Consider the following 22,059-nt stretch of genomic DNA (forward strand, 5'->3'; position numbering starts at 1 on the left):
CAGGCAAGCGAAAAAAATTGTCTGTGTACCATACAGAACAGTTTTAGTCTAGCAATACGACTCCTCTGCCGGTCTCCTCCGGCATTTTGCGCTCACTCACTTTTCACCGCAAAATAGCTGAGAGAGCCTGGATTATCTTATATAATAGAGATTTACGATAGTACAGGCTCAATGTGTACTCATCGCATATTTCAGGGAGATTACCAGCTCCAGACCCTGTCACGCAGGATGCCAATCCAGGTCAATCCTGTAAAACAAGGGCTCTTCGTAGCATCAAAAAGAACTGGAGCCATCTAGACTGTGTGATACAATGCAGTTGCAGCATCTATCATTTGTGCTAAGATACTGTTATTTTCAAGAAGCTCTCTTCCTTTAGTCAGGAAGAACTATGAGCCACTGTCTGACACCATCAGCTCCCGGATAGAGCTTGATGATTGCTAGTGAGTACGGAGGATCTCCTCAATGGGTAATAAAACCCCAATTACTGTAGCGCATGGCGATGGCATTGGGCCAGAGATTATGGATGCAACCCTGAAGATTATTCAGGCCGCTGGCGCTCAGATTGAGATTGAACAGATTGAAGTCGGTGAAAAGGTCTACCTCCGCGGCATCAGCGCTGGCATTGAGCCCAGCGCCTGGGAATCTCTCCGCCGCACCAAAGTCTTTCTCAAAGCTCCCATTACCACACCTCAAGGTGGCGGCTATAAAAGTCTCAATGTGACTACTCGCACGACCTTCGGCCTCTATGCCAATATCCGTCCCTGCGTCTCCTATTATCCTTTCGTCGATACCAAACATCCTAAAATGAATGTTGTGATTGTCCGCGAAAATGAAGAGGATACCTATACTGGCATTGAATACCGCCAGACTCAGGATATGATGGAGTGCCTGAAGCTCATTAGCCGCCCCGGGTCCGAAAAGATCGTCCGCTACGCCTTTGAATATGCCCGCAGCAATAATCGTAAAAAAGTTACTTGCTTTGTCAAAGACAATATTATGAAGCAGACAGATGGCCTGTTCCATACAGTCTTTGATGAGATCGCTAAAGAATATCCCGATATTGAGAATGAGAGCTGGATCGTTGATATCGGCTCCGCCAAATTAGCCGATACCCCCGAGGCCTTTGACGTTATTGTCATGCCCAATCTCTATGGCGATATTCTCTCTGACGTTGCAGCACAGATCGCCGGGTCGGTTGGCCTGGCTGGTTCAGCGAATATTGGTGAACAGTGCGCTATGTTTGAGGCTATTCATGGCTCAGCTCCACGGCGCGCCGGTCAGAATGTCGCAAATCCCTCGGGACTCCTGCTGGCTGCGGTCATGCTTCTGGTCCATATCAATCAACCCGATGTAGCCACAAAGGTCCATAATGCCTGGCTCCGTACGATGGAAGATGGGGTTCATACCTACGATATCTTTGCTGAAGGGGTAAGCAAACAAAAGGTTGGAACACGCGAGTTCGCTGATGCGGTCATTGCTCGCCTGGGGCAGGAACCACAAACACTCTCGCCCGTACATTACTCATCAGCACCACAACAGGTGACAGAGAAAACGGTTCGCCCTCAACGGCCTAAAGCCAATAAAGAATTGGTCGGCGTCGATGTATTCCTCGATTGGACCGCTGGCACTGCTGATCAGTTGGGTGAACTTCTTAGCACGCTCAATCACGATGGTTTAGAGCTTACACTCATCAGCAATCGTGGCGCTCGCGTCTGGCCTAATGGACAGCCCGAGACCTTCACAACTGATCACTGGCGCTCACGCTTCCTCTCCCAGACGCCTATCACTCATGCACAGATCACAGCTCTCCTGCAAAAAGTCTCGGAGCAGGGCCTTGATTTTATCAAGACGGAAAACCTCTATAACTTTGATGGAAAAGCTGGCTATTCTTCGGTCTCCGGAGCTTAACCTCTTCCATCCCACCGCTATCATCTGTGCACCCTCTCATCCCGGCCAGACCTGAAAAAGGATGAGAGGGCGCACAGAGACAAAGGGAAGAAGTGGCAAGCACAGGAAAAAGTATGTTATGATAGAATTACATCTGTGTTTGCTGTCATTGAAAACGTAACCCTGTGAAAACATGCAAAAATATCAGCGCTTCCTTACACACGCCTTTCTGCCACTACTGGCACTGGCTCTTTTTTGCTCATCTTGTAGTGCTTCTACGACGTCAACAGTGACGCCAACGCCAACCCAACAGGTTCAAAGTACGCAACCTGTCTCAGCTCAGGAGATCAGCACCCAACCGGTTGTCTATGTTGCATTGGGGGCCTCCGATGCCGTAGGCGTGGGCACATCTCAACCAGGCTCCGAAGGCTATGTTCCACTGGTCTCTGCACACCTCTCACAAAATTCACATGCGATAAATCTTGGAATCAGTGGCATTCGTCTGCATGAAGCTATCAATCAAGAGCTACCAATCGCTCTCTCGACCTCACCGCAGCTGATCACCATCTGGCTGGTAGCGAACGACTTTGTAGGTGGCGTTCCATACGACCAGTATATGCCCGACCTTGAGAAACTTCTCAAACAGTTGCGAGCAGGCACTCAAGCCCGCATAGTCATTGCGAATCTGCCCGATCTTACATTGCTTCCCGCACTCTCAGGAGGCAGCACAGCCCAGAAGGCGAAAACACGAGCCGAAATTCAACGCTGGAACGCAAAAATATCTACTATTGCTAAGAATTATAATGTAATTGTAGTGGATCTTTTTAGTAAAGATAGTCAACTGACGGCACATCCGGAGTATATCAGCGGCGACGGATTTCATCCCAGTCCTGCTGGCTATGTCCAGCTGGCCAATTTTTTCTGGAATGCTATTCAGGCCAATAGATAAAAAGAATGCTTCTTCCCTCTTAATACAGGGGAAGAAGCATCCTTTTCATCTATTGATAAAGTCTCCAAATAGTGGATTCTTTTTTTTATGAGAGCAGCACTACTCTTTTTTGTCAGAAGGTGTCAGATCGACTTCACCTTCGACAGTGAAGACAACTCTTTCACAGATATTGCCGCAATGATCCCCTACGCGCTCAAGCTTGTGAGCAATCCAGAGCAGATAAGTGACGCGCTGTAACGCCATGGCATCATTCTGTAGCGCGGGAATGGCACGTGCACCGGTCATCATCGCCATCAGATCATGGCGCACCAGATGATAACGGACATCGACAACATCGTCCTCTTCCCAGATATACCGGGCAACTGCAACGTTTCGTTCGCTAAAGGCCTTGATTGTCCCCTGGAGAACACGCCGGGCTTCTTTCCCAAGCTCGAGCAGACCATGTGTGACGCTGCCTTCGGTAATCTCACCGTCAGCTTCCTTAATCACTACAGGCGTCTCGTTTGGACGTAAGGGGGCCATGCGCAATAAGATCTGTGCAATACCTTCAGCACCATCGCCCATGCGTTCGAGATCACCTGCAATGGATAATGCCGAGGTCAGATAACGCAGATCGCGTGGGCCCAGTGGCTGTTGTAAGGTCATCAACCTGACGGCATGTTCTTCTACGGTGGCCCGCAAACTATCAATAATAGAATCGGCCTCGATCACGCGGCCAGCTTTGGCAAGATCTCCTGTTTCTAATGCTTCCAGGGCTTTTCCCAGGGCATCATCGACAAGATGGCCTAATTGCTGAATCTGACCATCTAACTCGTTCAACTCTCTATCTAAAGTCGTTCTTGTCATGCTGCTCTCTCCTTGCTCTCATGGTACACCGAAGCCGCTTCTGAGGCCTCTTTACTTCAGTGCCAAGGGGGCGTATTTTACCCACCACACCAAACATAGTGTAACATATTTGTCACAGGAAAGATAGATATTTATACTAAATACTCGTTCCATTCCTTATGGATAAGGGCAATATACTTACAGAATTGACAGTCATTCTTAGCACATGCTACAGTAGGATAAAGGTCGCAGACCTCACCCAAGCAAAACAAGAAGGATCAAGCTTATGTCAACGAAAAGACTACTTGGCGTCTTCGCCCACCCCGATGACGAGGGCATTATCAGCGGTGCACTACAACAGTATCATGCACACGGAGCTGAAACGGGTCTTGTTTATGCAACGCGAGGAGAAGTCGGTGAAATCTCGGACTCTTCATTAGCAACTCCAGAAAACCTTGGAGAGGTTCGCGAACGCGAGGTACGTACCGCCGCCGCTATCCTTCATGTTCCTCATCTATGGTTTCTGGGCTATCGCGATTCTGGCCCACACGGATCGGCAGATAATCAAGACCCTCAAGCCTTTATCCATGCTCGCGCAGCTAAAGTTATCGGTCAGTTGGTAGCGATTATCCGTGAGTTTCGCCCTCAGGTGATCGTTACTTTTGATGAGACCGGGGGGGGCAATGAACATCCCGATCATATCGCTATTTATAAGTATGTGACGGGCGCTTTTCACTCAGCTGCTGATGAGCTTCAATATCCAGAAGCTGGCCCCGCCTATGCTGTCTCAAAGTTGTACTATTCTTCGTTTGCCCGCCGACAACTGGTGACGATGGCCGAATGGTTGGAAGGTCAGGGCTATGAGGGCTTTATCAAGGATCTTGAGATTGAGAAGCTCGGCTTTACTGATGATCAGTTCAATAATGTCTTAGATGTTGAACGGTGGCAGAATGGGAAAGCCAAGGCCTGGGAGGCTCATCGCACTCAATTAACTTCGAATACGCTCCTCACCTTACTCCCCTATGAGCTCCGCCGCAAGCTCTGGAGCACCGAATATTTTCAGCTCGTGGCCTCGCGTGTTGGCTACGATGTCATTGGTGAGAATAATCTTTTTGCACGCGTCCCTTAAATGGGGTTCATACATAAAAAAAGGGAAGCTCTGCCAGAAGCAAAGCATTCCCTGTTCAACTTTGTATGTGCAAACGTCTGCAAGCACACCGCTGCAACGATTTTGGCAGTCTCTCTAGCGTTTGCCCAATTTTGCCATGATGGCTCCCTTCAACAGGTGAATCTCCTCAACCTTTAGAAACATTGTCCCGCCAAAATAGGTCGCAGCTCCCAGTCCACCAGCGACGACGACAAGGATCAGGTTGACGAATACTGTATCTGAAGTCAGAAATGCGATCTGCTTCATTCCCGCCAGCAAAGCTCCCGCCACAAGCACCATCAAGGCCGTTGCTACCAGTATCTTGCCAATGGCTGGAAGCGTTTTGCGCATATGCAATGGGCCAATGGCAAAACGCAGCAGGATCAATAATATAATCGCATGCGAAGAGTTTTGAACGGTATTGGCAAAGACGAGAGCTGGCATCCCAATGGTGTTCCAGAATGGGAGTGCGACTAATAGATAGCCTCCTACCGAGACAAAACCAACGGTGACCGGGATAATTGTATTCTTCCGCGCATAGAAAGCACTAATTAATAACTGGTCAATTGCTAAAAATGGCAGTTGATAGGCATAATTCTGGAGTGCGATCGAGGCCAGCTGGGCCTGCTGTGGAGTATAGCTGCCATGCTCAAAAATAAGCCGAATAATCGGTCCTTGCAAGACGATGAGGCCAGCCGCCGCTGGAATCATCAGGAGCAGACCCAGACGAAAGCCCAACAATAATGTGTCCTTAAATTGCTCATTCCGACCCTCACGAATGTGCGTTGTGAGCGTTGGCAGGATGGCAAATGAGAGGGCTGCTGCAACTAAGCCAACTGGAAATTGAATCAAGGTGGTTGCAAAGTCTTTGGCCGCAGAATTGGCCTGGCTACAGCTAGCTCTGCTCATTCCGTGTATAAAGGACAGACAGGGTGTATTAGATGAGAGGCTCTGATCCAGAAAGACAATGATCATGCTGACCAGAAAGCTAAAGGCCACTGGCGCATAGAGCTTTAAGATCTTTAGCAATGCTGGATGCTTGAGATCTAACACGAACATATAGGTCAGCCGTTGCCGCCGTAAACCCGGTAAGAGGAGCGCCAGTTCACCAATCGTCCCAATCAGTACACCAAATCCAAGTCCCAGGTACCCGTGTTGCTGTAATCCAATCGCCGATCCTATAATCACTCCCAGAATAATCCCTGTATGGGCTGCTACGGTGGCAAAGGCCGGCCAGCCAAACTCTTTCAGGGCATAAAGTGCCGCTAATAAGATGGCAAAAGGTCCTAACCCAATTAAGGCAATGAAGATGATCTGCGAGAGATGGATCGTCCGCTGTAATGCTTTAGCATCATAGCCAGGGACGAGAATGGTGCGGACAAACCAGGGCGATACAAAGAGAAAGAAGATAACGGCAACACCCATGATGAGAACCATGAGATTGACAAGGGTAAAAACCAGCCGCCGCAATTCCTGGCGCTTCTCGGGTGCTGAGTAGTCGTTGAACGTCGGGATCAGTGCTCCTGAGACCGCGCCGTTCGCCAATAAATCATAGAAAGTCTGTGTCGGACGGAACGCCGCCAGGAATGGAGCCGAGATGGTCGTTCCTGTCGCAGCCACAACCATCTGGCGCACCAGACCCATAACGCTGCTTCCCAGGTTGCCAACCATCACTAACGAGGCTGATTTCACCAGTTCACGTCGCTCATTTGGCTGTTCCGCCTGGACGTCTATAGGGGTGGGCGTCTCTTCCACATCGACAATCCGCTCGATCTCCCCACTGGTTCCACTACTAACGATGGGAATAACTTCGATAGTATTTTCTTCATCATTTTGAGATGATTGCATAGCTTTTATAGAATCATTAGACATTAGGCAACTACTCCTCATAGAAGGCGACGCTTGCTACGATGCTCGATCAGGCAATTGTTTGATCCTGGCAATCAACTCCGTTGTTGAGTGATGAGGAAGATAGGGGATTAACCGTATGGTACCACCATAGGCCTGGACTACTTTTGCTTCAGGTAAACGCGTGGTGTCGGGAACATCGCTATGCGCTCCCGCATAATCTCCCCCTTTGACATAGATGGCAGGCCGTAGCAGGTCAATAAGATTGTTGGCGGTCCGCTCAGGAAAAACGGTGACATAGTCGATGCAGGCCAGGGCAGCCAGCATTTCTGCTCGCTCTTCCGCTGGCACAAGCGGACGAGTCGGGCCTTTGAGCAGTCTAACGCTCTCGTCACTATTGAGCCCGAGAATCAAGAACTCTCCCTGACTACGTGCTTCCTGTAGATAGCGAATATGGCCCAGGTGTAAGAGATCAAAACACCCGTTGGTAAAGACGGCCCGCTCTCCAGCCTTCTGACGATGCTGAATCTCATTCGCAAGCCGGGTACGTTCCCAGATCTTGCTCTGCGAAGAAAATGTGCTGTTACTCATGAATGATATTCTTCAATTCTTCTGGTGTATTGCTGGCACAACCCAGGCGGCGCACAACCAGGGCAGCCGCTGCATTGGCTAGATAGGCGGCCTCAGACATACTTGCACCTGCGGTAAGAGCCAGAGTAAAGGTCGCTGCTACGGTATCGCCCGCTCCATTGGTATCAACGATCTCGCTGGCATAGGGCAAAGGATGCAGCGGCAGATGTACCGATTGCTTCCCACGTTCAAAGAGGCTCATGCCCTCGCTACCACGGGTGATCAGCACTCCCTGTGCGTCGGTCCCCTCCAGTAACCGTCGGCCAGCTTCCTCTAATTCTTCGGCATTTGTAATGGTCATTCCCAATGTCAATTCGGCTTCTGGCTGGTTCGGTGTGAGAGCTGTGACACCTTTGAAACGGAAAAGTTCATTATGGGAATCAACGACTACGACCTTATTGAGGGCACGAGCAGCAGGAATACAGGCGGCAATAATATCCGGGCTAATCACGCCATTTTCATAGTCGGAAAGAACAATCGCATCAATGCCTGGCAGCATCTTATTGAGATAGGTGATGATCTGCTCTTTATAAGGGCCATCTACTTCAGAGTTATCCACGCGATCAACACGGACAATATGTTGCTGTACAATCTGAGGGCTGCCAGCAAGAATGCGCGTCTTGGTGGAAGTGGGGCGCGAAGGGTCAATAACGAGCCCCTCCTGGTGCATCCCACGCTCGGCAATGGCCTGACGCAGGCGCTGGCCCGGCAGATCATTTCCCGTTACGCCAGCGAGAAAAACTTCGGCGGCCAGTGAGTTCGCATTGACGGCCACATTACAGGCACCGCCAGGGACAGTGCGCTCTTCATCCAGGTCCAGAATCAGGACAGGAGCCTCGCGGGAGATGCGCGAAGGACGACCAATCAGGTACTCATCCGCGACCATATCTCCAATAACCATGACGCGTTTCCCACGAAAGGCCTCAATTAATGAGCGCAGACGTGGCGAGGAGAGTGGGGGGGTATCAAGCATCATAAAGATTTGCGCCCTTTCAATACTACCTGAATGACAAAGAGAGGCAAGGAGAGCATACGCCTCCAACGCCAGGGCTCCCGGTAGAGCCGATAAAGCCATTCCAGGCCCGCACGCTGCATCCAATGCGGGGCCCGCTGCTGACGACCTGCCAGAAAATCAAAGGTTCCCCCGACTCCTATCGCAATCGCAACAGGCAGCCGGGAGAGATTGCGCTTGATCCAGAGATCCTGCGCGGGTGCGCCGTAGGCGACAAGTAAGATGTCGGCCCGGGCGTTGGAAATACGTTCAAGGATGGTTTCTTCTTCACTTGCAGCGGGCGAACCTGCATAGGTCCCCGCGATCTGTAGTCCTGGGGCAAGCTCTTGCAAACGTGACGCTGCAATTTCAGCCACACCAGGGGCCGCCCCTAAGAGATAGAGCCGATAGCCTGCTTCCGCGCAACGTCTGGCTAAGGCAACAACGGTGTCAACCCCTGTCACCCGCTCCGGCGTCGGTCTCCCCAAATAACGAGCAGCCCAGACGATGCCTATCCCATCCGGCACCACCAGAGCCGCTTGATTAATACACGTTAAAAAATCAGAATTACGCTGCGCAGCCATAACAAATTCGGGATTTACAGTGATGATCTGCTGACAGAGGAGGGTAGATTGCTGCTGCGTGACAATACGCTCAATGATATAATCCAGCACCTGCTGCTGCGTGATGCGGTCAACCCGCACTCCTAAGACAGAGACTGGAACTGGTAGCTCAGGCCGAGGTGTGTTCAGCTTCTGTAGCATATACTTACCAATTAATTATTTCTGTTTCAAATTGCGAGATCAACAGGTCTGGTCGCGTCTCTTCAATATATTCGCGCACACGCTCTAATATATCGCTTGCATGCTGACCGTCATTGCTGACACAACTCACGCCGAATTTCGCAATCTGCCAGAGATCATTATCATCAACCTCTGCAATGGCGACCTCGAAATGGTTGCGTACTCGCGCCATAACTGATTTTATGACCTGACGTTTCTCCTTTAAAGAGTGACATTCAGGCAGGTGTAAAGTAATTTCGCAAGCTCCTATGACCATGTGCTTAGTATAGCATACCTCCCTGTCCAGTGGGCTCTTCCTTTGACCTATTACCTATGTGCCGCTCTGAAACGGAGCTTTAAAGATGGGCTGGTTTTCTTCCTGCTTCAATCAGGCTCTTCGTTTCATCGGTTATAAAAGCAGGCTCTCTGTTGAAAGAGGTTCGAACTGAAAGCCCTCGACGTTGCTAGCTATCTCTGATACAATTTCCAGTAATTATGTGTCGCTACAGAAGGAAGGGGTTTTGTATGCTTGAGGCAAGTGGCGAGTCCCACACGAAGCTACCAATGCAGGGAATTGCTCAACCCACACGAGCGGAGGTTCTGAACCTGCCGCGTGTCCATATTTCTCAACATCCAGTTATGGCTCATAAGATGCGGCTGCTGCGCGATAGACACACGGCTTCGCCAGAATTTTATCAACTGGTCAAAGAGATCGGTTCGCTTCTGGCTTATGAGGCAACCTCTTCGCTGGCTCTAAGAGAGCAGACGATTGAGACGCCTTTACAGGAGACAAAGGCGTATCGTCTCGCCGGTGGGATTGGCGTTACACCAGTCTTACGTGCCGGGCTCGGACTGGCAGAGGGTTTTCGGCAGGTTATTCCTGATGTACAGGTCTGGCATCTGGGACTGCGACGCGATGAGCGCACGCTCCAGGCGCTAGAATATTATAATCGTCTTCCACATGAGGTCGATCTCCAGGTCTGTTACGCGGTTGATCCGATGCTCGCTACGGGCGGCTCCGCTATTGACGCGATCAATGTGCTCAAACGGCGCAATATTCCACGACTCTCATATATCGGCATTATTGCAGCTCCCTACGGTCTTCTCAGGCTCAGTCAGGCTCATCCTGATATCGACATTTATATTGCCGAGCTAGATGAGGGCCTCAATGATGTCGGTTATATCGTGCCCGGCCTGGGAGATGCCGGTGATCGCCAGTTTGGTACATTCTAGACTCTACCTGATATGTGAACACCTGGACGAATAGAATGAGATCTTTGCTAGATCTATGAAGGATAGATACTCGTGTCTACTAACCCACCATCAGATTCACCTTTGCACACAGACAACGAGGGGACGGAACCAGTTTCTTCCTCTGAAGCTACGGTCCCCTCAGAAGAGCCCGAAAAGAATGGAGAAGAGCTTACACCCGAACAGCTCCTTCCACCTGAGGCACAGGGAGAGGCCAATGGTGGCCCTCTTGGCTGTTGCCTGGGTACAATGATCGGGATTTTGCTTAGTCTGGTTATCCCGCTGCTGAGCCGTATCTTTGCAGCTCCATTAGGCGATCTTTTACATGGAGCGCTGGCCCCTACTGTCCGCATTTTGATGGTGCTTGTCGCGATCATCGCTATGATTATCTGTGGCTATTTCGGCTGGAAAATCGGCAAAAAAGCTTATCGCGAATATGAGCCACCTGTGGTTAAAGCACGCCCCCAACGGACCCGCTCTAAGAGAAAATAATTGGATAAGCCTGCCTCCTAGGCAGATTGGGTTACCACGGCCATCAGGGAGGAACATCGATGATTGGGTTGCCATGGTCATCAGGGAGGAACATCGATGATTGGGTTGCCACGGCCATCATGAATGATGGGCCATACGTTATTTATGCGATAAATCGCTCATGAGGGGCAATTCAAAGAATGAGGGGATGCACCATGGCCATCACGCCAGACCCCATCCCTTCATTCTTTGCCACCCTCGAATGAGTGAGGGTCTCTAGAGAGAGATTTAATACGATTTTACGGGTCGATCCTGTAAGCGGATCTCGCTCATGCTCGAGCGGAGTGAGTTTGTTAATCCGACCAGATGGGAGGCCGATTGTTGCATCTCGCGCATATTTTGCCCGACGGCACTCATCATACGCAAAATCTCATTGGTCGCACCTTTGATCAGGGGAGAGCTCTGCGACTGGCTCTCAACAACTGTACAGACCTCTTGAATCAAACGCATCAGGCGCTCAGTCTCTTCATCAATCGCCTCAAGCGAGACTCCTGTCTGGTTAACAAGCTCGGTCTGAAGCACAACTTGCTGGGTATTCTGCTCCACGCTCTGGGATGCATTATTCGTCTCATGTTGAATAATACGAATATACGCTCCTACTTTGCGTGCGGCCTCAGCACTATGGACGGCCAGAGTCCGAATCTCTTGCGCAACCACAGCAAAGCCACGACCATGTTCGCCCGCCCTTGTGGCCTCAATTGCTGCGTTCAAAGCGAGAAGATGCATGCGCATGGTGAGATCTGTTAAGGCTGTTATCGTCTCATTGATCTCCTGACCACTCTCGCTCAGTGTCTTCATCGTACGTGCTGATTGCATTGTAGCTTCCCGTACATCGCCCATACCCGTCACAGCTCGATCAACCTTCTGCTGTGCATCGTTAACGACAGCTTTTGTATCGGCGGCCATCTCAGACAGAGAGGTAGTGCGCTCAAAGATGCTCTGCATCATCTTGGCAATCTCAGTAATAACATGCGAGATCTGATGGACCTGTTGCTCTTGCTGGGTCGTCTCACGAACAAGAATCTGTGAGTTGCGTTGCACATTATGCGAATGCTCATCAACGGCCTGCGAGACGGCTTGCATCCCTAATAGAATAGCACTGATCTTCTCCAGGGTTGTGTTAATGGCATCCGCGACGGGCTCCAATTTCTCATGCATTGAACGCACACGAACTCTTAGATCCCCGCTCTGAAGATGCTCAAGATCTTCTCGTAACGCTGCAATCCCTTGCTCCAAAGCCAGCCGTTCAGCCTCTCGCTCTTGAAATAAATAGGCATTGTCAATCGCTAATGCCGCCTGATTAGCAAACAGCTCGACAATCTCAACGCTCTCTATGGTAGGGACCTGGCTATCTTCGGGATCATCCAGAAAAAGAATCCCCAGCAGTTTCTGTTCGCGTGGACTATAGAGGGGCACAAAAAAAGCATCCTCGGGATGCCAACCACCAGGCTCATAGTCTTCGAGCGTCTTACTAACCAGAAAGCCACGACTGGCAAAAATATTGGCTGTGTATTCATGAGGGATAAAATAGCTCTGGCTGATACGAAATTCTGGGCGCATCGCCTTGCGTAGCTCTTGTAATGGATAAGGTTTCCGACGCAGGATCTCTTGCTGCTCAGCGAGAAAACCCGCAAAAGCGACCGCCGATAACGATGAACCACCCTCATCAATTAACCGAATAACCAGCATCCGAAATCCAGTACAGGCAACAATCGAATCGACGATCTGCGCCAGAACATGATCAGGGCTGAGGTCAGCACGCAAAAGATTACCCAGGCGAAGGAGCTCTTTAATCTGTTGCGCTGGCCGCTCCGCTTGCGAAAGCTGGGTCAAAGATGGGAGATACGGCTGCTTAAATTGTAGATTCTCAGATGTTGCCATAAATTGTTCTACCTGCTCCCGTCCAAGTTGACTATACTCCGATGCTGGACGAAAACGGAGACGTAATGGAATATATTTTGTCTGCGGTCTACGTTCTGACATTAACGACTCCAACGCTGTAGCAATCTCTTTATGTATTTCTTCAAAAGAATAACACAGGAACTAGATTAGCTTCAAGTGAAATAGCACTTCTAGGGTAATAGAAGATAAACTGTACAACCTTCGCTAGCATCTTTCATACGAGCGAAGGTTGTACAGTTTATTTATCCTGCTACTCGTTCGTTGTCATCGAGCAGGCTGTATGTAGGCTGTGTAGAGACCCCGTAAAGAGCGAGGAAGTCGCCCATTGATGCGCACTCCGTTCTCCTGATGCTCCTCAAGGTCAATCGAGCCACGCCGGTGAAAAAGCTCGACCAGTTCGCCTTTTTGATAGGGAAGCAAGAGTTGAACTGTCTCCATATTCTGGGCCAGTACTTCGGCGATCTTCTCTTGCAAGGCATCCAGGCCGATCTTTTGCAAAGCCGAAACAGGGACGGCATTGGGATACAGACTGGTATCAATCTCATCTGATGAGTCGAGCAGATCAATTTTGTTGAGAGCTGTCACACGAGGCTTATCTTGCGCTTTGAGGTCTCCCAGAATCTCGTTGACGGTGTCGCTCTGTTCGATCGCATTCTCATGATGAATATCGACCACTTCCAGCAACACGTCCGCATCCACTACCTCTTCCAGAGTAGCTCGGAAGGCCGCTACCAGATGGGTGGGAAGCTTCTGGATAAAACCAACTGTGTCTGTTAGTAAGATCTCCTGGTTGCTTGGCAGAACAATATGGCGTGTGACGGGGTCAAGGGTGGCAAACAACTGGTTCTCTGCTATCACGCCAGCTGAGGTAAGGGTGTTAAACAACGTAGATTTGCCGGCATTGGTATACCCAACCACTGCAATCACGGGTAATACCTGACCTGAACGTTGCCGACGATGAATAGTTCGTTGCTTACGAACCTCTTCGATCTCTTCTTTTAGATCTGAGATGCGGCTCCGAATGCGCCGTCGATCAATCTCCAACTTGGTTTCACCGGGACCTCGCACACCAATGGCTCCTCCGACACCTGTACCACCACGCGAACCGCCAGCCTGACGTGTAAACTCCACATTCTGATTGGAGAGCCGCGGTAAGCGATATTCCATCTGGGCCAGTTCAACCTGCAATTGTCCCTCGCGCGTATGTGCATGAAGAGCAAAGATATCCAGAATGAGAGCCGTTCGATCCACTATCCGCACATCTAACAACTTCTCGAGCGTCCGTTGCTGATTGGGCGAGAGCTCATCATCAAAAATGACTAGCTCGATATCCAATCGCTTCACTATCTCAACGAGCTCTTGGGCACGACCTTTTCCAACATAGGTGGCTCCATCTGGATGCGGCAAGCGCTGAAGCATACGTCCAACTGCCATTGCACCGGCGGTCTGGGCCAGGGCCTCAAGCTCATTTAACGAATCTTCTACACTCCACATCGTGTCTTCATGCGCGGACTCAACAGCTACCAGATAGGCACGCTCAGGACCTCGATTGATTCCCGTCTCAATAAGACGATCTTGCTTTGCCGTATGCTACCTCCGAACAATTTCAATCCAAACACTATTACTATAGTATTGTATGAAGCGGAGAGCAAGAAAGCAAGTTTTGTTCTCTCTATTGGGGTAAGTGTGGAAGATTGGGCAATTGCTTGACAAACAATCCATTCACTTTGGCAAACAGACTATTGGTAACAGCTTGATTATAAAAATCATGCCAGGCCTGCAATTGATCAACGTGAATGTTAAAACCTGGAATCAGTGTTGAGCCCTGTTGGATGCTTGACTGCACATTTCCCAAAAAGGTGCCCAGGATGATCAACAGAATAAGCCAGATGAGCCACGCTTCAACAAATCCAATCGCTCCTCCCAACAGGGTATCTCCCTGGCTGACCAGTGGCACACTCTTTACGACCCCTCGAACCAGGTTCCCAAGAATATGCAGGACAAGGATGCTGCCGATGAAGAGAACGCCATACGAGATCAAAGGCGTTGCCGGGATACCGTTATTGGCCAGTAGTTCGGTAAAGGAGGGTCCATAGAAATAGGCAACCCCCAGTCCTACTGGAAGGATCAACAGGCTAACAAGACTAAAGATGGCCCCATTACGCAATCCATTGATAATTAACAGTACCATTGTGATGACAAACAGAAGATCTATTACGCTCAGTGCCATAGGTTTGTCCTTCCAGAGTGCTAATGTGATAACAGTTGAGACTATTATCCACTATCCTCATCGTCTGGTAAAGGGTCTGGATAACTCTTCCTTTGTGAATTACCTCACAAATGGTTGTCTTTATGGCGGCTGCTTCATTGAAAAGGCAAGAGAGAAGACAGAGGTGATGCCCATCTTACCTACCGCTGCGTTGCCGCTTCATGAGAACCCACTCCACTATGCTCCCACGAGACTATAGTAGAATGGGCTCTCCCTATGAAGCCTTATGAAGCAGCTACCATAAAGATGGGCCCCCTATCTAGAGGGTGCTCTCTGTAATTCCTGTAAAGTTAAAGCGAGCAATACGCAGAGCAGGTGCAACGACGGTTAGATAGTCAACATATTGACGCTGTTCACGGCCAATTGCCTCTACATTCCGTAGCGCATCCAGAATATTTTGCGTAAAACGAAGATTCTTAATCGGGTGGGTAAGCTCTCCATTCTCGATCAAGAACGTTCCATCACGCGTCATGCCTGTAAATAAGGTTTTCACTGGATGCACGCTATTGGTATAATGAAAACGCGTTACATAGATGCCACGCTTGATGCCTTTGAGAAGATCCTGCTGGCTTGATGTGCCGGCTGCTAAGACGGTGTGCGTTGGCATTGGACCTTCACTATTAGGAGCAGGCAGTGCATGGCCCGTGTTTGCCTTCCCTTCGCGAGCTGCTGTAAAAGAATCATACACGACGGCATTGGCAATCCCTTTATCAAACATGATTACCTTCTGCTTGGGGACGCCTTCATAATCAAAGGCTTGAGGCAGACCCAGTGGATCATGCCCATCATCATAAAGGGTAATACCTGGATGAACCAGTTGCTTCCCAAATTGACCATTCATAAAGCTGCGCTCTTCCTGCACAGCCGTTGCCGAAAGACCCATAAAGACCAGATGCTGAAGCATATCGGCCACAGCATAGGTCTCTAACACCACTGGATACTCTCCCAACTCAATGCTGATCGGATTACGGCTCCGTTCGGCCTTTCCAACCGCTTCCTGGGCCATCTCTTCAAAATCAAAGGCGCTGCTATCCGTCGCCATACGCTGAGTATAGCCTGAACCCTGCGCATCAGCCATTACTACTGCATGTGCCTCGGCATCGGTCCGCATCTCATACGCAAAAATACCCAACGAGTTGGCAACGGCACTGATATGCAGATTGGTTGAGAAGGCACCGGCAGACTCTAGATTGCGCTCTTTTGCTAATTGCACGATGGTTTTGACCCCATGTGCTCGCTCCTCTGGCGTGATGGTTGCTGTTCTTTCAGCATATCCCCGAGCGGGGATGATCTGCTGGGGAGCTGGCAGGCTGTGAAATTCTGGATTCTCGGGCTGAATACGAGCAATCTCCAATGCCTGTTCGGTCACACGATGGAGCGCTTCATCATCAAGTCGATTCGTGACTGCAACACCTACTTTTTTCCCTACGACCGCCCGTACACGCAGCTCATGATCATTTTCAGCCAGGTTCTGGTGAATAAAGTTGGTGGCAAAACGCGTTAAGGCACTTTCGGTAGCTGTAAAAACAACTTCTGTCTGATCTGCCTGCGAGTAATGTAAGACTTTTTGTAAGATTGTACGCACGTTTGCTTCATCAAAATACATGTGGATGCCCTCCAGACTACCTAAGACCAGCGTCCAACGCCGACCTGCACATTACGGAAACGTGCGGGAGCGGCACCATGCCCTGTGCGCATCACCTGCATTGGCTCACCCTTCCCACAGTTGGGGGTTCCCCAGACTGTCCAATCAGAGCCTCCACAAACAGCATCACAGCTCCCCCAGAACTGTGGTGTAATTCCTGTGTAAGTTGCGTTTTTATAGATCTGCCCCAACTGGCCATGCTTGATCTCATAGGCCATCTCTACCCCAAACTGAAAATTTAAGCGCCGATCATCAATACTCCAGCTCTTGTTAATGCTGAGATAGAGGCCATCTTCGGTATCGGCAATCAGGTCCGCTAATTTCCACGCTCCTGGCTCCAGACTGACATTGGTCATGCGGATCATTGGGAGACGATTCCAGCCATCGGCTCTCACACAACCATTGCTGCTCAGGCCAATCAAAGGGGCTGTATCTCGCGACATAAGATATCCGCTGAAGATGCCCCGTGAGACGATTGGTGTGCGTTGAGCAGGCACGCCTTCATCATCCCAGCCAAATGTGCCTAATCCCCCTGGAATAGTTGCGTCAGCAGTAAGATTGACGACGTCTGAACCATAGCGATACTGTCCATTCAACTTATCCGTGGTGAGAAAGCTCTTTCCGACAAACCCTGCCTCGTAGCCCAGGACACGATCCAGCTCGATTGGATGACCACACGATTCATGAACTTGCAGCGCTGTCTGGGGACCATCAAGAATTATTGTCATCAGACCACTGGGGCATTGCGGAGCAGTGAGCAGACTGACTGCCTCCTCGGCAATACGTGCACCATGCTTTACCAGATCCATAGCTTCAATAAATTCATACCCACTGGTTCCCGCCTGACGACCAAAAGAATTAGGATAAGAGCGTGTCTGAATCTCACTACTCTCTGTATCAACTGCGCTAGCTGAGATCGCTGCTCCCGTATCATAGAGCACCTGCTCTATCTCGCTTCCTTCCGAACTGATAAATAATTTGTGTTCGCGCGAGTATTCCATATTCGCGTTGGTGAGAGTAATCCCTTTGACGCTACGCATTGCTGCATCCGCGTCCAGCAATAACTGTACCTTCTGATTCAGCGGCACTTGAAATGGATCTCTCTGTAATGGAGTACTATAAGAACCTTTTTGAGCGGTTAACGGCGAGAGCCGAACCCCTTCTCCTGCCACCAGAGCGCTCGCGCGAGCTATCTGTACAGCTAACTGTGCCACGCGCTCCGCTTCAGCTAACTCTAAACGGGCACTACTTGCAAAGCCCCAGGCCCCATTTAATAGTACACGAACATTGAAACCGCTACTGATCGTACTCGAGACACCCTCAACACGCCCGTTGCGTACCTCGATCCCCTCTGTCGTTCGCTCCATGACCCGTACATCAACATAGCTCACACCATGTTGTTGGGCCGCATTGAGCGCTCGCATAGCCAGATCCCGCATGGCCATCTCCCTTTCGCATAAATAGTACAAGCTGTGAATCAGCATAGCAAGGGATAAAAAAAGATGTTGAGCCAGACGAAGTTGCCTACAATGCTGATACTTGTACCCAAAACGGCTGCACTCGCTCTTATTAGAATATCTTTATTGTATGCATTTTTGAAAGTGGCTGTCCACTCTATAAACTCTCTCTGGCTCTACAATTGTCTTGTTTACAATACAATACACAGGATAATCGGTAGCGAACAAACAAAAATCCTTGCTTGTTTGCTACCGATTATCCTGTGACGCTTCCCATTCTTCAAAAGAAGACCTGGTTCCTCAAGAAGCAGACTGGCTACCTTCTATTCCGGATGTGTTCTTAGTTCTCGACAACCAGTGTTACGGGAATGTTGCCACGTGTGGCATTGGAATAGGGGCAGACCTGATGCGCCTGCTCAACTAACTTCTCAGCCGTCTCATGATCAACGCCTGGAATGGAGATATGGAGTTCAACCTCAAGACCAAACCCACCACCAGCGATTGGACCAATTCCAACCTTCGAGACAATGGTCGATTTGCCCGCATCCACATGCTGTCGGCGTGCTACTAGCATCAGAGCAGACTGAAAACAGGCTGCATAACCAGCTGCAAAGAGCTGCTCAGGGTTGGTACCTGGCTCACCCGTCCCACCCATTTCTTTAGGTGTCGCCAATTTCACAACAAGGTTACCATCTGATGAGCGAGCCTCTCCCTCACGCCCACCATGGACCGTCGTTTCTGCTGTATAAAGAATTTTCATGTATCTGTTCTCCTTCATATCGAAAGTGTCTGGCAATAGTGATCTTGTCAGTGCATACATAACCAAATGCAAAGAGAGTTTCTGCTGAAAAAGTGGGTATACCTAATTTGGGCTAGAACCCACCCTCACCAAAAGTCTACAACAAAGGCCTCTTCCTATTTCCTTCCCATTCTTCTGCCAATCAAAAATTTCTTCTGCTCACCTTCTGGCATCTGGACAAGTGCCAGACAATATTTCTGGAGATATACATGTGGTGTATAATTGATATTTATATCAAGGTCTAGAATATTTAGAGATCTTCAAACTAAGGCTGCATAGCACCAGTCAGAAAAAGGATAGGCATGAGTCAGGTGACGACGAGCAATCTCTCTTCTTCTACATCTCAATCTCAAGATCAGTATGGCACGCTCTCCCTACCACATGGAGAGATACAGCTCCCAATCTATATGCCAGATGCGACGCTGGCAGTCGTACGCTCACTGGACGCTGCCGACCTGGAAAACTGCTCGGTTGAAGCAGTGGTGATGAATACGTTCCATCTCATGCAGAAACCTGGCTCTTCCACTATTCAGGCTCTTGGTGGTTTGCACAAAATGAGCGGCTGGCAACGGCCCATTGTTGCGGATTCGGGAGGCTTTCAGGCATATTCGCTCATTCAACAGAATGCAAAGTTTGGCTCACTCAGCGATGATGGCATTACGTTTAAGCCCGAGGGTGCCGATCGCAAGTTTCAGCTTACGCCTGAGAAAGCCATTCAACTTCAACTCAGCTATGATGCCGATGTCGTTATGTGCCTGGACTATTGTACACATGTCGATGCCCCCGAACAGATTCAGGCCGATGCAGTAATGCATACAATCGATTGGGCGAAACGCTGCAAAAAAGAGTTTGAACGCTTACTGAAACAGAAGAAATTCCCTGCTGGCAAGCAGCCTATGCTGTTTGGGGTCATTCAGGGAGGTGGCTCTTTTGAGCTCCGCAAACGCTGTGCTGAGGCTCTGCTGGAGATCGGGTTTGATGGCTTTGGCTATGGTGGTTGGCCACTCGATGGGCAGGGGAAACTCTTGACGGAGATTATTACGTATACCCGCGAGCTGATCCCTGCTCACTATCAGATGCATGCTCTGGGAGTTGGTCATCCAGCTAATATCGCCGATTGCACAAAAATTGGCTATGGTATCTTTGATAGTGCTATGCCTACACGCGATGCCCGTCACGCTCGTCTATATGCTTTTACGGGCCCTCAATCCTCTTTTGCTGCGGGCGAGAAGTGGTTTCACTACGTTTATGCCAACGACGATAAGTACATCAAGACCGATCAGCCAGTCTCTCCCTATTGCGACTGCCTCTGCTGTCAACGCTATTCGCTCGGCTATCTGCGCCACCTGTTTAAAATCAACGATACGCTTTTTTTTCGCCTGGCTACTATACACAACCTGCGCTTTATGACGATGCTCACCCAACGTTTGCGAGCGGCTGCCGATGTCCAATAAAGAGCAGGATCTCATCGCGCTTCTGGTGCAGCAAGTTCTCTCCAGTAGCAAGCAGCGTGATGTCAGTCCCGATCTGGTTCAGACCATCGGGGCCCAGGAACTGGCAAAGCGCCGCAATCTGAAAGAGGCGCTGAAAGCTACTAAAAATAAACTTCATCAGATTGGAGGAGCGTATCTAGATGATCGCTCCAACTACGCTGTCTGGCTCAGTACGCTCCAGGAAGCGCTCCTCTCTGGAGATGAGCAGAGTATTAAGCAGGCAAGCAGTAAGATTATGCATGGTCATGCCTCGACCCGCGAACGTATTCCTATTCTCGCTCAATTCTATACGACTCTGCTGCTGGAGCTCCCACCTATCCATCGCGTCCTCGATATCGCTTGCGGGCTAAACCCTCTGGCTATTCCCTGGATGTGCCTTCCTCCCCACGTTGAGTATTATGCCTATGATATCTATCAGCAGATGACAGATTTCCTGAATACCTACCTCTCATTAGCACATATCCCTGGCTACGCTGAGACGTGTAATGTCATTACTCATTGTCCTGCTCAAACGGCTGATGTAGCCTTTATCCTCAAGGCACTCCCATGCCTCGAACAGGTAGATAAACAGGCAAGCTATCGGCTGTTGAGGCAGATACAGGCTCGTTATCTCATTGTTTCATTTCCTGTGCAGAGTCTCGGTGGTCGTGGCAAAGGTATGGCTGCTTTTTATGAGGCTCATTTTCGCCAGTTGGTTGCGGATGAAGCATGGGAGATCAAACGGTACGAGTTTGCGACTGAATTAGTCTTTCTTGTCGATAAAGGTCAGGTCTTTGCTTGAAGCTTCTTTTGCTATGGCTGATTGCGTAACCGGTACTGGGAAGGCGACATTCCAACATGGCGCTTGAAGGCTGTGCTGAAGGCAAAGGCATTTTCATAGCCAACGCGAAAGGCAATGGCCTCTATGGTATTGGAATCGCTAATCAGCAGAGCCATCGCCCGCTGCATCCGTAAGAGCGTGAGATGCTTCATCGGGCTATGACCAGATTGCTGCTGGCAGAGCCGACGCAGATGCTCACTACTTACTCCCACAATTGCGGCTAACTCTTCATTATTCCAGGAGTGCGAAAGGTTGGCGTCAACCTTCTTCCAGAGACTGAACAGACGGTTATCTCGCGCTCGCTCGCCGAGAAGACGCTGCGCATAGAGATGCGTTAATTGTATCCAATGATGGATCGCAATCTCTTCGGCTGCTCCCATACATTCATGGTAGAGACCCTCCATCGCCAGCGCCAATTCTTGTGGCTCGACATCAAGCAAAAGTGGCGCAGTAATTGCGCTCATAAAGTGATCATGAAAGCTCGGACTATAGTTAATCCAGCAGAGCTTCCAGGCCTGCTCTTGATCGAGGGCCCGGTACGCATGAAAATTATGGGGCGGAGTAATATAGGCCATACCAGCACTACAGAGCCTCCACTCATTCTCATACCAGACCTCACCTCTGCCAGCTAAACAGACAAGAAACTGATTCGTGGCTGGCCGATGGCGCACAAACTGAAATGGAGGGAAGGCAGAAGAGATGCCAGCTAACCAGATCTGATAGCTGGTCAGGGCTGGATGGAGCTGCGAATTGATGATCTGTTCGCGCGTTCGTATCCCAACGATGTGGGTTTCGCGAAGGTCAACGTTGGAATAACTCATGGCCTCTATTCG

The 22,059-nt window shown here is 49.8% G+C and carries 21 protein-coding genes; 8 read left to right on the forward strand and 13 right to left on the reverse strand.

The window, feature by feature from the left end:
• Nucleotides 1-462: 462 nt before the first annotated feature.
• A complete protein-coding gene (locus EL628_RS20340; protein WP_126581687.1) occupies nt 463-1,908 on the forward strand; it encodes an NADP-dependent isocitrate dehydrogenase in 1,446 nt (481 codons plus the stop codon).
• Nucleotides 1,909-2,080: 172 nt separating this feature from the next.
• Nucleotides 2,081-2,836: an SGNH/GDSL hydrolase family protein gene (locus EL628_RS20345; RefSeq protein WP_126581688.1), complete on the forward strand. Its 756-nt coding sequence runs from the start codon at nt 2,081-2,083 to the stop codon at nt 2,834-2,836.
• A gap of 99 nt (nt 2,837-2,935) precedes the next feature.
• On the opposite strand, the gene phoU is transcribed toward EL628_RS20345, so the two are convergent.
• Complete coding sequence (gene phoU / locus EL628_RS20350; protein WP_126581689.1) at nt 2,936-3,682, reverse strand: phosphate signaling complex protein PhoU; 747 nt, start codon at nt 3,680-3,682, stop codon at nt 2,936-2,938.
• A 265-nt stretch (nt 3,683-3,947) separates the two neighbouring features.
• On the opposite strand from phoU, the gene EL628_RS20355 reads away from it, so the two are divergent.
• Nucleotides 3,948-4,790 carry a PIG-L deacetylase family protein gene (locus EL628_RS20355; protein WP_126581690.1) on the forward strand — a complete coding sequence of 281 codons (843 nt, stop codon included), beginning with the start codon at nt 3,948-3,950 and terminating at the stop codon, nt 4,788-4,790.
• 114 nt (nt 4,791-4,904) lie between these two features.
• Here the strand turns inward: EL628_RS20355 and murJ are convergent, their stop codons facing one another.
• Genes murJ through EL628_RS20380 form a run of 5 tightly spaced genes read right to left on the reverse strand, consistent with a single transcriptional unit; the run spans nt 4,905 to nt 9,336 of the window.
• A complete protein-coding gene (murJ, locus tag EL628_RS20360) occupies nt 4,905-6,680 on the reverse strand; it encodes a murein biosynthesis integral membrane protein MurJ (RefSeq protein WP_161975628.1) in 1,776 nt (591 codons plus the stop codon).
• A 33-nt stretch (nt 6,681-6,713) separates the two neighbouring features.
• A complete protein-coding gene (locus EL628_RS20365) occupies nt 6,714-7,247 on the reverse strand; it encodes an adenylyltransferase/cytidyltransferase family protein (RefSeq protein ID WP_126581692.1) in 534 nt (177 codons plus the stop codon).
• Nucleotides 7,240-8,262, reverse strand: coding sequence for a bifunctional heptose 7-phosphate kinase/heptose 1-phosphate adenyltransferase (locus tag EL628_RS20370; RefSeq protein ID WP_161975629.1), 1,023 nt, complete (start codon nt 8,260-8,262; stop codon nt 7,240-7,242). The genes EL628_RS20365 and EL628_RS20370 overlap by 8 nt, the downstream gene beginning before the upstream one ends.
• On the reverse strand, nt 8,259-9,041 hold the full coding sequence (locus EL628_RS20375) for a WecB/TagA/CpsF family glycosyltransferase (protein WP_126581694.1): 783 nt from the start codon (nt 9,039-9,041) through the stop codon (nt 8,259-8,261). The genes EL628_RS20370 and EL628_RS20375 overlap by 4 nt, the downstream gene beginning before the upstream one ends.
• A gap of 4 nt (nt 9,042-9,045) precedes the next feature.
• On the reverse strand, nt 9,046-9,336 hold the full coding sequence (locus EL628_RS20380; protein WP_126581695.1) for a DUF503 domain-containing protein: 291 nt from the start codon (nt 9,334-9,336) through the stop codon (nt 9,046-9,048).
• Between the two features lie 329 nt (nt 9,337-9,665).
• Between EL628_RS20380 and upp the strand changes: the two genes are divergently transcribed.
• Nucleotides 9,666-10,292 carry a uracil phosphoribosyltransferase gene (gene upp / locus EL628_RS20385; protein WP_126581994.1) on the forward strand — a complete coding sequence of 209 codons (627 nt, stop codon included), beginning with the start codon at nt 9,666-9,668 and terminating at the stop codon, nt 10,290-10,292.
• A 72-nt stretch (nt 10,293-10,364) separates the two neighbouring features.
• Nucleotides 10,365-10,802, forward strand: a complete 438-nt coding sequence (locus EL628_RS20390) for a hypothetical protein (RefSeq protein ID WP_126581696.1) — start codon at nt 10,365-10,367, stop codon at nt 10,800-10,802.
• 267 nt (nt 10,803-11,069) lie between these two features.
• Here the strand turns inward: EL628_RS20390 and EL628_RS20395 are convergent, their stop codons facing one another.
• The 3 genes from EL628_RS20395 to EL628_RS20405 all read right to left on the reverse strand — a co-directional run bounded on the left by EL628_RS20395 (nt 11,070) and on the right by EL628_RS20405 (nt 14,973).
• Nucleotides 11,070-12,824, reverse strand: coding sequence for a methyl-accepting chemotaxis protein (locus tag EL628_RS20395; protein WP_126581697.1), 1,755 nt, complete (start codon nt 12,822-12,824; stop codon nt 11,070-11,072).
• Between the two features lie 183 nt (nt 12,825-13,007).
• Nucleotides 13,008-14,309 carry a GTPase HflX gene (gene hflX, locus EL628_RS20400; protein WP_281276559.1) on the reverse strand — a complete coding sequence of 434 codons (1,302 nt, stop codon included), beginning with the start codon at nt 14,307-14,309 and terminating at the stop codon, nt 13,008-13,010.
• Between the two features lie 106 nt (nt 14,310-14,415).
• Nucleotides 14,416-14,973, reverse strand: coding sequence for a CvpA family protein (locus tag EL628_RS20405; protein WP_126581699.1), 558 nt, complete (start codon nt 14,971-14,973; stop codon nt 14,416-14,418).
• A gap of 25 nt (nt 14,974-14,998) precedes the next feature.
• Here EL628_RS20405 and EL628_RS20410 point away from each other — a divergent pair, with 25 nt between their 5' ends.
• The gene (locus tag EL628_RS20410; protein WP_126581700.1) at nt 14,999-15,211 is read left to right on the forward strand and encodes a hypothetical protein; all 213 of its coding nucleotides are present in this window, start codon (nt 14,999-15,001) and stop codon (nt 15,209-15,211) included.
• Between the two features lie 60 nt (nt 15,212-15,271).
• Here the strand turns inward: EL628_RS20410 and EL628_RS20415 are convergent, their stop codons facing one another.
• The 3 genes from EL628_RS20415 to EL628_RS20425 form a co-directional block, all read right to left on the reverse strand.
• A complete protein-coding gene (locus tag EL628_RS20415; RefSeq protein WP_126581701.1) occupies nt 15,272-16,618 on the reverse strand; it encodes a TldD/PmbA family protein in 1,347 nt (448 codons plus the stop codon).
• Between the two features lie 20 nt (nt 16,619-16,638).
• Entirely contained in the window at nt 16,639-18,096 is a 1,458-nt protein-coding gene (locus EL628_RS20420) for a TldD/PmbA family protein (RefSeq protein ID WP_126581702.1), read from the reverse strand.
• 358 nt (nt 18,097-18,454) lie between these two features.
• A complete protein-coding gene (locus tag EL628_RS20425; RefSeq protein ID WP_126581703.1) occupies nt 18,455-18,874 on the reverse strand; it encodes an organic hydroperoxide resistance protein in 420 nt (139 codons plus the stop codon).
• A gap of 341 nt (nt 18,875-19,215) precedes the next feature.
• Between EL628_RS20425 and tgt the strand changes: the two genes are divergently transcribed.
• Both tgt and EL628_RS20435 read left to right on the forward strand, forming a co-directional pair.
• Complete coding sequence (tgt, locus tag EL628_RS20430; protein WP_126581704.1) at nt 19,216-20,367, forward strand: tRNA guanosine(34) transglycosylase Tgt; 1,152 nt, start codon at nt 19,216-19,218, stop codon at nt 20,365-20,367.
• Nucleotides 20,357-21,187 (forward strand): class I SAM-dependent methyltransferase, encoded by an 831-nt coding sequence (locus EL628_RS20435; RefSeq protein WP_126581705.1) that lies wholly within the window; start codon nt 20,357-20,359, stop codon nt 21,185-21,187. The genes tgt and EL628_RS20435 overlap by 11 nt, the downstream gene beginning before the upstream one ends.
• Nucleotides 21,188-21,198: 11 nt before the next feature.
• Here the strand turns inward: EL628_RS20435 and EL628_RS20440 are convergent, their stop codons facing one another.
• Nucleotides 21,199-22,047, reverse strand: a complete 849-nt coding sequence (locus EL628_RS20440; protein WP_126581706.1) for an AraC family transcriptional regulator — start codon at nt 22,045-22,047, stop codon at nt 21,199-21,201.
• Nucleotides 22,048-22,059: the final 12 nt, after the last annotated feature.

Source organism: Tengunoibacter tsumagoiensis (assembly GCF_003967535.1).
In the GTDB taxonomy this organism is placed as follows: Bacteria; Chloroflexota; Ktedonobacteria; order Ktedonobacterales; family Ktedonobacteraceae; genus Tengunoibacter; species Tengunoibacter tsumagoiensis.

Excerpts from the sequence above, each read along its gene's own strand:
- EL628_RS20345 (WP_126581688.1), top strand. The coding sequence starts at position 2,081 with ATGCAAAAATATCAGCGCTTCCTTACACACGCCTTTCTGCCACTACTG.
- phoU (WP_126581689.1), bottom strand. The coding sequence starts at position 3,682 with ATGACAAGAACGACTTTAGATAGAGAGTTGAACGAGTTAGATGGTCAG.
- EL628_RS20370 (WP_161975629.1), bottom strand. The coding sequence starts at position 8,262 with ATGATGCTTGATACCCCCCCACTCTCCTCGCCACGTCTGCGCTCATTA.
- EL628_RS20375 (WP_126581694.1), bottom strand. The coding sequence starts at position 9,041 with ATGCTACAGAAGCTGAACACACCTCGGCCTGAGCTACCAGTTCCAGTC.
- murJ (WP_161975628.1), bottom strand. The coding sequence starts at position 6,680 with ATGTCTAATGATTCTATAAAAGCTATGCAATCATCTCAAAATGATGAA.
- tgt (WP_126581704.1), top strand. The coding sequence starts at position 19,216 with ATGAGTCAGGTGACGACGAGCAATCTCTCTTCTTCTACATCTCAATCT.
- EL628_RS20395 (WP_126581697.1), bottom strand. The coding sequence starts at position 12,824 with ATGTCAGAACGTAGACCGCAGACAAAATATATTCCATTACGTCTCCGT.
- EL628_RS20405 (WP_126581699.1), bottom strand. The coding sequence starts at position 14,973 with ATGGCACTGAGCGTAATAGATCTTCTGTTTGTCATCACAATGGTACTG.
- EL628_RS20365 (WP_126581692.1), bottom strand. The coding sequence starts at position 7,247 with ATGAGTAACAGCACATTTTCTTCGCAGAGCAAGATCTGGGAACGTACC.
- EL628_RS20435 (WP_126581705.1), top strand. The coding sequence starts at position 20,357 with ATGTCCAATAAAGAGCAGGATCTCATCGCGCTTCTGGTGCAGCAAGTT.
- EL628_RS20425 (WP_126581703.1), bottom strand. The coding sequence starts at position 18,874 with ATGAAAATTCTTTATACAGCAGAAACGACGGTCCATGGTGGGCGTGAG.
- EL628_RS20420 (WP_126581702.1), bottom strand. The coding sequence starts at position 18,096 with ATGCGGGATCTGGCTATGCGAGCGCTCAATGCGGCCCAACAACATGGT.
- EL628_RS20355 (WP_126581690.1), top strand. The coding sequence starts at position 3,948 with ATGTCAACGAAAAGACTACTTGGCGTCTTCGCCCACCCCGATGACGAG.
- EL628_RS20415 (WP_126581701.1), bottom strand. The coding sequence starts at position 16,618 with ATGTATTTTGATGAAGCAAACGTGCGTACAATCTTACAAAAAGTCTTA.
- EL628_RS20440 (WP_126581706.1), bottom strand. The coding sequence starts at position 22,047 with ATGAGTTATTCCAACGTTGACCTTCGCGAAACCCACATCGTTGGGATA.
- EL628_RS20380 (WP_126581695.1), bottom strand. The coding sequence starts at position 9,336 with ATGGTCATAGGAGCTTGCGAAATTACTTTACACCTGCCTGAATGTCAC.
- EL628_RS20340 (WP_126581687.1), top strand. The coding sequence starts at position 463 with ATGGGTAATAAAACCCCAATTACTGTAGCGCATGGCGATGGCATTGGG.